The following is a 9,362-nucleotide window of genomic DNA, read 5'->3' as shown; positions in this document are numbered from 1 at the left end:
GCTCGGAGAAGCCCTGCGACCACAGTTCGTCACCTCGCAGGGCGGCCGGCAGCAGCCGCGCCGCCAACGCCGGCGCATACTTGGCAACGGCGGGCCCCACGACCTCCAGGGTCTGCAGGTGGTAGGGAATCTCGTAACCGCGCAACGCAAGTCGTTCCAGAATTGCGCAGCGCACCAAGGGCGACCCGCCAAGCCCGCCAACGTCCTTCGACCAGCCCCATCGCACCCACCCGTCGTCGAACAGCCAGTTCATCAACTTTCTGAACTTCGTCACCTGCGCGCCGAGATCTGCCTCCGGCACTCGCAGGTGGGCCAGCTGGTCAGCCGCCAGGGTCAAGGCCGCGTCGAAGTCCTCGACGATCGGATCCGTCGCGGTGGCCGTCACCGGGGAGCGTCCGTACTGAGGATGGTGCAGGCGCTGATCCCGGGTGCGCCGTAGACGTGGGTGAACGCGGTCTCCGCGCGGGCCACCTGGCGATCGCCAGCTTCGCCGCGAAGTTGCAGGCAGGCCTCGTAGACCATGCGCAACCCCGATGCCCCGACGGGCTCGCCGTTGGCGAGCAGTCCGCCATCGGTGTTGACCGGCTTTGACCCCGCGATGGCGGTCTCCCCGGAGGCGATGAGCTCGGGCTGCGCGCCGTGTTCACAGACCCCGACCTCGGCCATGTGCATGATCTCGGCGCCGCTCTCGGTGTCCTGAACCTGCCACACGTCGATGTCGTTGGGTGCTAAACCCGCTGCCGCGTAAGCCTTTTGCGAAGCCAGTTCGGACGGCGTGTGCGGCAGATCCCGCGGCAACGACGTTTGGAAGAGCTCGAACGAACCGTACTTGCGGCCGCTCAGCTCGGCCGCCCGCACGTACACCGGTGTGTCGGAGTACTTGTAGGCGATATCGGGGCGGCAGACGACGAGCGCGACGGCGCCCTCGCTGGGCGAGCACACCATGAACTGCCGCAGTGGGTGATTGAGCATTCGGGAGTCGGCTATATCCTCCGGCGGTATCGGCTTGCGCCGCCACGCATTCGGGTTCAGCTCCCCGTTCGAGTACGCCTTCGTCGCGACGTCCGCCAACGTCTGCAGCGGGATGTCGTGGTCGTGCAGATAGCGCTGGGTCTTCATGCCGAAGAACTGCGGATTGACAAACATGCCCGTCTCGCCGTACCACCGCCCCACTCCCCACGCGGTGACATCTGGTGCCGTGAACGCGCCGCGCGGGTGCTTGTCAAACCCGACGACCAAGCCGAGATTGCCCATGCCGGCCGCGATCATGTTGCGCGCGGTAATGAGGCTCGCGGCGCCGGTGGCACATCCGTTGAGCACGTTGATGAAAGGTATGCCCGTCGGCCCGAGCTCGCCGACCAGCACATCGGCCTGCCCGCCGTCCAGACTGCCCCCGGCCGCCAGCTCGACCTCGGGCCAGCTCACCTGGGCGTCGGCCAGTGCCTGCCTGATCGCCGACAAGGCCATCTGTTGTGCCGATTCGTCAAACCGCCCGAAGGGGTGAATGCCGATGCCCACAATCGCCATGGCGGTCATGTCCGGTCACCGTCCTTCCCGCACCGGCGCACTGACCGGCCGGAAGGCGTAGGTGTGTACGGGCGAACCGTCCCCGCCCCGGGTGAATTCGATGGCCACGGTTTCGACCTCGGTACCGATGGCGGCCGCGTCGGCGGCTCGTTCCGGCGGAACGTCGATGCGGGTCTGCACCAGGCACGCGCCGGGCAGATCCACGTAGCCGACGACGAAGCCTTGGAAATCCGCCTCGGTCTCTGAGCCGGTGTACGGGGCTTTGGGCAGGAATGACTGGGTGGTCCAGGTCCACACACTCCCGCGCCGCGGAAGCAGTTCCTCGGCGACTTCGGTGCTCTGGCAGTTCGCGCACGTGGCGCGCACGGGAAACATCACGTCGCCACAGTTCGAGCAGCGCCCGCCGATCAGGTGCAGGCCATCCGTCGTTTGTCGAAAGAGGTTGTCTGCTATGGGGTTCAGTTCCCCATTGGAGTTCACGGCGATTTACTATACATGTATAGTACGGTGTTGGGAAAGGGCCGCACGATCGCGAGGAACCGCTATGACATCGAGTGTTGACCACGAGGGCCGCCTGTTCATCGGCGGAGAGTTCGTCGAGGCGCGGGCCCGCAGACGCTACCCGGTCGTCAACCCCGCCGACGAATCGGTCGTCGCCACCGCCGCAGACGCCGCCCCCGAAGACGTCAGCCTGGCCGTCGGCGCCGCGCGCAACGCGATCGACACCACGAACTGGAGCACCGACCACGAATTCCGGCGGAAGTGCCTCGAGCAACTGCAGATCGGCCTGCGGAAGGACGCCGAGGTGTTCAGGCAAATCGCCGTCGCTGAAGCGGGAACGCCCTACACCACCACCCTCAGCCATGTCGACGCGATGATCGAGGATATGAGCTACTTCAATGGGCTGATCGAGACGTGGCGGTGGGAGCAGGATCTTTCGCCCTACGAGATCCTGGGCATGCGAAGCAAGCATCGGATCCGATACGAGGCATATGGCGTCGTCGGCGCGATCACGCCGTGGAACGCACCGTTCATGACCAATATCTGGAAGGTCGGGCACGCGTTGGCCACCGGCAACGCCGTCGTCCTCAAGAGCGCGTCGGACACGCCCCTGACGGGCGCCCTGATCGCGAAGGTGGCGGCTGAGACCACCGACATCCCGCCGGGCATCGTCAACACGATCAGTTCCGCGGACAAGGCCATCGCCGGCGAAGCACTGACCACCGACTCGCGCGTCGACCTCTTCCATTTCACCGGCTCGCCCGCGGTCGGTCAGCGGATCGCGCAGAACGCCGCGGTCGGCATCCGGCACGTGGTCCTCGAGTTGGGCGGCAAGTCGGCGAATATTCTGCTGCCGGACGCCGACCTGGATCTGGCCTGCGCGTTCGGGATTGGGATGTGCATGACCAACAGCGGGCAGGGTTGCGCGCTGGCGACCCGGATGGTGGTACACGCCGACATCTACGACGAGGTGCTCGACCGTCTCACTGCGGCGGTGATCGCCGTTCCGTTCGGCGACCCCACCGATCTCGCGACCGTCGTCGGACCGATCATCCGCGAAGAACAAGTGCAGCGCGTCGACGGCCTCGTCTCTCGGGCGGCGGCCGGGGGGGCGCGCATCGTTGTCGGCGGCAAGCGGGCCGACCGCGGCGGCAAGGGATTCTGGTTCGAGCCCACCATCCTCGCCGATGTCGATGAGAACTCCGAGATCGCCCAGACCGAGGTGTTCGGGCCGGTGCTGTCGGTGATCCGCTACGACGGCGACGACGAGGAAGCCATCCGAGTCGCCAACAACAGCCGCTACGGATTGTCGGCGTACGTGCAGTCGCGCGACGAAGAGCGGGCCTGGAAAGTGGCGAACCGCCTTAAGGCCGGCACGGTGAACATCAACAACTCATTGTTCCTCGCGCCGGACGCCCCATTCGGCGGCTACGGGATCAGCGGCGACGGTGTCGAGCATGGCGAGGCGGGCTTTCGTGAATACCTGCAGATCAAGACAATCGCCAGCCCGGCCTGACCTGCGACCCGACACCGCCGACGTCGATTCGTTCTGCGAATCCGCCCGGCGGTTCCTCCTGGCGCACGCCGACCGCGTGGTCACCACGGAACGGCGGTGGGGTGAGGGCAGTGACCGCGTCAGCTACTTCGCCACCGGGACGGCGGAGGAGGAGCGCCGGGCGGTCGTCGCGGCGCGCAACTGGCAGGCGCGGCGCTACGACAACGGCTGGGGCTGGATCACCGGACCGGCCCGCTACGGCGGCCTCGACCTTCCGATCACCTACCAATTGGCTTACAACACCGTCGAATCCGAGTTCGATGTTGCCGACACGACGCAGCTGTCGGTGGTCGGCCTCGGCCTGATCGGCCCGACAATCCTGGCGCACGGCCAGGCCGAACTCCGTGATCGCCTCCTGCCCGCGCTGTATCGCGGCGACATGATCGCGTGCCAGTTGTTCAGCGAACCCGCGGCCGGGTCCGATCTGGCCGCGGTCCAGACGCGTGCCGTGCGCGACGGGGACACCTGGGTCCTCAACGGGCAAAAGGTGTGGACGTCCGCGGCGCAGCACGCCGACGTCGGCGAAATCCTTTGTCGGACAAACACCGACGCCCCCAAGCATCGCAGCCTGACCGCGTTCATGGTCGATATGCACGACCCGGGTGTCGAGGTACGACCGCTGCGCCAGATGACCGGCGGCAGCGAGTTCAACGAGGTGTTCCTCACTGACGTCAAGGTGCCCGACCGCAACCGGCTGGGCGACATCGACGGTGGCTGGACCGTCGCGCTGACCACGCTGACCGCCGAACGCGACGTCGTGGCCACATCCGACACCCCCGACGTCATGCACGCGCTCACCCCGCAGTTTCTTTCGGCGCTCATGCGTGCGACCTGGACCTGGGACGACCGAGCCCTCCGTCGCGACCTCGGCACCGTGCTCGCCGAAGCGATGGCCGTCGCCAGCCTCAACCGATCGGCCGTGCGCAAGACCGAGAACGGCCAGCCGATGGGGCCCGAGCGCTCGATCGCCAAGCTGATTCACGCCCGCAACATCACCCGCAGCGCACACTTCGCCGCCGAGGTGCTCGGGCCGCGCATCATCGCCGACGATGGCCAGTGGGGCACGTTCGCGTGGTCGGAGCTGTTGCTGGCGTCGCCGGCGCTGCGCATCCTCGGCGGAACCGAGGAGATCATGAAAAACATCCTCGCCGAACAAGTCCTGGGACTGCCGAAAGACCCCGGCCGGTGACCGCTTCGCTGCAGGAACTCGACGATCTGCGCGCCACGCTCCGCAAGTTCCTGGAGGCCAAGACCCCCGAGCACAGGGTGCGTGAGCTCATCGAGTCCCCCGACGCTTTCGACACCGCACTATGGGCTGAGATGAGCACCCTCGGGCTGCACGCCCTCGCGGTACCGGAGAGGTTCGGCGGCGAAGGAGCCGGCTTTCCCGCGCTCGCGATCGTCTTCGAGGAACTCGGTCGCGCGCTGGCGCCCACGCCGTTCTTCGCGAACTTTGTTGCAATTCAAGCTCTTCTGCTCGCCGGTGACGACCGCGAGTGTGAACGCCGCCTTCCGAGATTCGCCGACGGCTCGTTCCGGGGCACAGTCGGCGTCGCCGAACGGGACGGTTCGTGGGACCCCGCGATGATCAGCACCCGGGCGACCGAACAGCCCGACGGCTCGTGGCGGGTGACCGGCACCAAGTCCTGGGTGCCCAACGCCACCACCGCACATCTGGTGCTGGTGTTCGCCCGCACCCTGTCCGGTCCGACGCTCTTCGCGGTGGACGCCGCTGAGCCCGGCGTCGAGATCGAGCCGATGCGCGTCCTGGACGCGACGCGCCCCCTGGCGACGATCCGGTTGAATTCGGCTCTCGCACAACCGGTTGGCCGTCAGGGTGCCGGTGGTCGGGCGCTGTCCAGACTGCTGGACTTGGCCTCCCTGGCACTGTCGTCAGAGCAAGTGGGTGCCGCGCAGCGTTGTCTGGAGATGAGTGTCGAACACGCCAAGGTGCGGGTCCAGTTCGGTCGTCCGATCGGAACGTTCCAGGCTGTCAAGCACCTCTGCGCCGAGATGCTCGCGCACGTCGAGCTGGCGCGCGCGGCCACCGACGACGCCGTGCGTGTGGCTCCCGAGACCTCGGCAGAATCCGCGATAGCCTCTGCGGCCGCGCACATCACCGCGTCCGCCGGTGCGGCGTTCGTCGCCAGGGAGACCATCCAGGTTCTGGGCGGCATCGGATTCACGTGGGATCACCCCGCGCACCTGTACTTCCGCCGCGCCGTGGCATCGGAGATGCTCCTTGGTGGGCCGGCCCTGCGTTACGAACGGCTCCTCGAGCGGTTGGGCATCTGACCCGTCAGCTGAAGCAGTCGGCGGCGAGGTTGGCGATGTTGATGATCCGGTTCAGGCCGATGCGCGACTGCTCGTAGCCCGACGCCGGGTATCCGTTGGTCAGAAACGCGAAGGACAGACCGGTCTGCGGGTCGGCGAACCCGATCTGGCAGGGTGCCCCGCCGTGGCCGAAGGTGCGCGGACCGGTGGCCGTCGGCAGGAATCCACGCGAGAGTCCGTCGTCACCGGCGACCAACACGAATAGGGCGACGTTGCCCGGCACGCTCGGTGTGCCTCCGCGCATCCCGGTGATGGGCAGCACAACCCGGACACGCAGCGCATCCTCGACCGCCTCCCGTCGCCACAGCGGTGAGGACATCAACGCCTGATACCAGGCCGCAAGGTCGGATGCCGTCGACACCATCGAATGGCTGGGCTCACCCGCGGCGAGAATCTCCGGGTTGGCGAGATACCAAGGGCCCCAGGGGTCTGGCTCGTCGCTGTCATCGGCGCCGGTTCGCACAAACGGCGCGACGTCACGCTGACGGTCGACAGGCGGACCGATCTCGATGCTGTCCAGACCCAACGGCGCGGCGAGCTCGGCGCGCAGGTACTCCGCGATCGGCCGGCCGGTGAGCCGCACGCACAACTCGTCGATGACCCACGCCGCCGAGGTGAGATGGAACTCCAGCGCGGCCCCCGGCACCGCTGTCAGACGCCATTTCGAGAACGCCTTCAGCCGCTCGGCCCGATCCAGCATCTGCGGATAGCCCAGCGGGGCGAGCGGAAAGCCTCCGACATGGGTCACCACCTGTTCCACGGTGACGACATCCTTGCCGTTAGTGCCGAATTCGGGAATGTAGGAGGCGACGGTGCGGCCGATGTCGAGCAGGCCGTCGGAGATGAGTTTCCACAGCACACCGGCGACGACCGGTCTGCCCGCGGACTGCAGCACATACCGTGTCGAAGCCGTCGCGTCGCCGAAGGTCTCGAATGCGTACTCGACGCCACCGACGTTCACCGCCACCTGAGCCGACGGCAGTGTCGCGTTATCGACCTCGAGACGGCAGCGCCGCAGCAGTACGTCCAACCGGTGTGGATCGGGCGGGTTGCGCAGGACAGAGTTCATTGTTTGCCTCTCCGGATCGGTGGTGGCCGCCAGTGGGTAGCAGGCGTCCCAGGCTTGTGTACGCGTATAGTCACGCGTGTGGCGACCCGAAATTCAGCTGAAGAACGGCAGCCGCTCGGACGGGCGCTCATCGCGTCGACCGCTGCCGAGATGATCGACGAGGTCGGTGTCGACAACCTAACCATGCGCGCCGTCGCAGCGCGGCTCGGCGTGTCCGCGATGGCCTTGTATCACCATGTCGAGGACAAAGACGAACTCGTCCGGATGGTTGGCGACGACCTGCTCGGCAGGATCGAACTACCGGACCCGGACTCCGGGCACTGGCGCGACGTGTTCATGTCCATCGCGACGACATCGATGGATACTCTCCTGAGCGTCCCGGGCCTCAGTTCAGTTCTGTTGACGAGCAAGCTGCTTCCGAATGCACGCAGGCTGGTGTTGTTCTGCATTTACCAGTTCGAACGTGCCGGCTTGGACAAAGACGCCGCGCGTGAGGCGTACGCCGGTGTCCACCAGTTGGTGCTGGGCAGGCTGATCGTGGAGGAAAGCGCGAACTTCCAGTTGAGCTCGACCCCGCATCCCGACGATGAGATCCGCGACTACATGGTGAAGCTGCGTTCGCGCGCCACCTTCGAGAGCGCCCAGTCGGCGTTGCTCGATCATTACCTGCCCTCCCCGCGCCCGCGTCGCTCACGCTGACAGCGCACCCGGGACCGCGATGCGCTGCCTATCGCATCTATTATACATGTAAAGCTAGCGCTGTTACCATGGTCACATGCGGCTGGTGATCGACCTATCGGCGTGTGCCGGCCATGGGCGCTGCTACTTCGAGGCATCCAGAGCGGTTAGCCCCGACGAGGAAGGGCGCGGCATCCCGTCACATGACGAGCTTCCCGCAGAGCTTCTCGAGGAGGCCGAGGCGGCGGTCGCCAGTTGCCCGGAATACGCGATTTACATCGAACGGCCTTAGAAGGAGGGCAAGGTTGCGCACCGACGTGCACGAGATCAGTTACGCCGACATGAATCCCGCAATGCGGGCGGTGATCACATACGAGCAGAACGCCTCCTTCGATGTCGCGGACCCGCGTCCCATCTACAGCGAGTTGATGAGCAAGTACCCCGTCGTGAAATGGGAGGGTGGGGTCGCCTTCTTCCAGACGCAGGACATTCTCGCCGCGGGGCGGCACCCCGACGTCATCTCCGTCAATCCATACACAGGCCTATCGATGGGAATGGGTTCGCGCGATCCGCTCATTCCCCTGCACCTATACGGTGAGAAACACGTCCGCTACCGCAAGCTGCTCACTCCACTGCTAACCGCCAACAGGCTTGAACCATGGGCAGATCGGGTCTGCGAGCTCGCCGATGAGCTCATCGATTCGTTCATCCACGCCGGCCAGGCCGAGCTTTTCTCACAGTTCGCCGATCCGCTGCCCACGAAGATCTTCCTACGGGTGTTCGGTCTGCCCCGGGAAGACTTGCCTTTCCTCGTGGCGATGAAGGACAGCATCATCAAGGCCTCCGGCGAGACCCTCGAAGATCGCGAGGAACAGAGCCTGAGAGCGGGAGATCGGCTGCGTGAACACCTTGCGAAGCGACTGGCGCAGAAGCAGAACGACGGGCCAAGCGACGATCTGATCGGGCACTTCCTGACCTTCGAGATCGACGGACACCGGCTCACCGACGACGAGATCGTCAACATCATGCACCTGTTCACGATCGCCGGGCTGGACACCGTCAGCTCCTCGCTCTCGCTGCAGTTCGCCTGGTTGGCGACTCACCCCGAGAAGAGGGCCGAGCTGGTCGGCGATCCCAGCCTTTGGCCTACCGCAATCGAGGAAATGATGCGCACCCAGTCGCCCGTTCCGCACGGCGGACTCCGCTGGGCCGCAGATGATCTCGAGATCAACGACGTTGAAGTCAAGAAGGGCCAGATGATCTTTTTGGCTTGGGCGACCGGCAATGTCGACCCGGCAGTGTTCGAAGACCCGCTGACCGTCGACGTGCACCGCAAGCCGAACCGGCACATGTCGTTTGCGGTCGGCCTGCACCGCTGCCTGGGGTCACATCTCGCGCGACTGGAAATGCACATGGCCCAGCGGCGCTTCCACGAACGCATACCCGATTACGCGGTGGTGCCGGACAAGACGATCGTGTACCGGAGCACCCCCGGTGTGCGGCAGGCGCCCGTCATCCCCGTCGTGTTCCCTCGTCCGTAGCTGCGGGTTCGCTCGCGGAGCCATCATGTACGGATTACCATCAGAACTGATCGTGACCGCCGAGGGTCCGGTCAGGGTCCTCACGCTTAACCGGCCCGACGAACTCAACGGCGCCAACCGTGTGCTGCACCAGTCACTGGCCCGCGTCTGGCACGAC

The 9,362-nt window shown here is 65.9% G+C and carries 9 protein-coding genes and 1 pseudogene; 6 read left to right on the top strand and 4 right to left on the bottom strand.

Annotated features, from left to right (window positions below; all coding sequences use genetic code 11):
- From ACRDU5_RS01060 to ACRDU5_RS01050, 3 genes and pseudogenes are all read right to left on the bottom strand, one after another.
- Positions 1-385 (bottom strand): annotated as a pseudogene (locus ACRDU5_RS01060) (acyl-CoA dehydrogenase family protein); the annotation flags it as partial.
- On the bottom strand, positions 382-1,536 hold the full coding sequence (locus ACRDU5_RS01055; RefSeq protein ID WP_526612368.1) for a thiolase family protein: 1,155 nt from the start codon (positions 1,534-1,536) through the stop codon (positions 382-384). The pseudogene ACRDU5_RS01060 and the gene ACRDU5_RS01055, both read right to left, overlap by 4 nt.
- A gap of 6 nt (positions 1,537-1,542) precedes the next feature.
- Positions 1,543-2,007 carry a Zn-ribbon domain-containing OB-fold protein gene (locus tag ACRDU5_RS01050; RefSeq protein ID WP_526612367.1) on the bottom strand — a complete coding sequence of 155 codons (465 nt, stop codon included), beginning with the start codon at positions 2,005-2,007 and terminating at the stop codon, positions 1,543-1,545.
- A gap of 64 nt (positions 2,008-2,071) precedes the next feature.
- Between ACRDU5_RS01050 and ACRDU5_RS01045 the strand changes: the two genes are divergently transcribed.
- Genes ACRDU5_RS01045 through ACRDU5_RS01035 form a run of 3 tightly spaced genes read left to right on the top strand, consistent with a single transcriptional unit; the run spans position 2,072 to position 5,878 of the window.
- The gene (locus tag ACRDU5_RS01045; protein WP_526612366.1) at positions 2,072-3,544 is read left to right on the top strand and encodes an aldehyde dehydrogenase family protein; all 1,473 of its coding nucleotides are present in this window, start codon (positions 2,072-2,074) and stop codon (positions 3,542-3,544) included.
- Positions 3,504-4,772: an acyl-CoA dehydrogenase family protein gene (locus ACRDU5_RS01040; protein WP_526612365.1), complete on the top strand. Its 1,269-nt coding sequence runs from the start codon at positions 3,504-3,506 to the stop codon at positions 4,770-4,772. Before ACRDU5_RS01045 ends, ACRDU5_RS01040 begins: the two co-directional genes overlap by 41 nt.
- Complete coding sequence (locus tag ACRDU5_RS01035; protein ID WP_526612364.1) at positions 4,769-5,878, top strand: acyl-CoA dehydrogenase family protein; 1,110 nt, start codon at positions 4,769-4,771, stop codon at positions 5,876-5,878. The genes ACRDU5_RS01040 and ACRDU5_RS01035 overlap by 4 nt, the downstream gene beginning before the upstream one ends.
- Positions 5,879-5,882: 4 nt before the next feature.
- Here the strand turns inward: ACRDU5_RS01035 and ACRDU5_RS01030 are convergent, their stop codons facing one another.
- Positions 5,883-6,986, bottom strand: a complete 1,104-nt coding sequence (locus ACRDU5_RS01030; RefSeq protein WP_526612363.1) for a serine hydrolase domain-containing protein — start codon at positions 6,984-6,986, stop codon at positions 5,883-5,885.
- Between the two features lie 78 nt (positions 6,987-7,064).
- Between ACRDU5_RS01030 and ACRDU5_RS01025 the strand changes: the two genes are divergently transcribed.
- The 3 genes from ACRDU5_RS01025 to ACRDU5_RS01015 all read left to right on the top strand — a co-directional run bounded on the left by ACRDU5_RS01025 (position 7,065) and on the right by ACRDU5_RS01015 (position 9,205).
- Positions 7,065-7,685: a TetR/AcrR family transcriptional regulator gene (locus ACRDU5_RS01025; protein WP_526612362.1), complete on the top strand. Its 621-nt coding sequence runs from the start codon at positions 7,065-7,067 to the stop codon at positions 7,683-7,685.
- 76 nt (positions 7,686-7,761) lie between these two features.
- The gene (locus tag ACRDU5_RS01020) at positions 7,762-7,956 is read left to right on the top strand and encodes a ferredoxin (RefSeq protein ID WP_526612361.1); all 195 of its coding nucleotides are present in this window, start codon (positions 7,762-7,764) and stop codon (positions 7,954-7,956) included.
- 13 nt (positions 7,957-7,969) lie between these two features.
- Entirely contained in the window at positions 7,970-9,205 is a 1,236-nt protein-coding gene (locus ACRDU5_RS01015) for a cytochrome P450 (RefSeq protein WP_526612360.1), read from the top strand.
- Positions 9,206-9,362 lie beyond the last annotated feature (157 nt).

The sequence above is a fragment of the Mycobacterium sp. genome (assembly GCF_050701515.1).
Lineage (GTDB): Bacteria > Actinomycetota > Actinomycetes > Mycobacteriales > Mycobacteriaceae > Mycobacterium.
The sequence above is the reverse complement of the archived record's forward strand: the minus strand, read 5'-3'. Positions and strand labels throughout refer to the sequence as shown.

Bases quoted from the DNA above. Each gene is read 5' to 3' on its own strand.
- ACRDU5_RS01020 (WP_526612361.1), top strand. From the start codon at position 7,762: ATGCGGCTGGTGATCGACCTATCGGCGTGTGCCGGCCATGGGCGCTGC.
- ACRDU5_RS01055 (WP_526612368.1), bottom strand. From the start codon at position 1,536: ATGACCGCCATGGCGATTGTGGGCATCGGCATTCACCCCTTCGGGCGG.
- ACRDU5_RS01030 (WP_526612363.1), bottom strand. From the start codon at position 6,986: ATGAACTCTGTCCTGCGCAACCCGCCCGATCCACACCGGTTGGACGTA.
- ACRDU5_RS01045 (WP_526612366.1), top strand. From the start codon at position 2,072: ATGACATCGAGTGTTGACCACGAGGGCCGCCTGTTCATCGGCGGAGAG.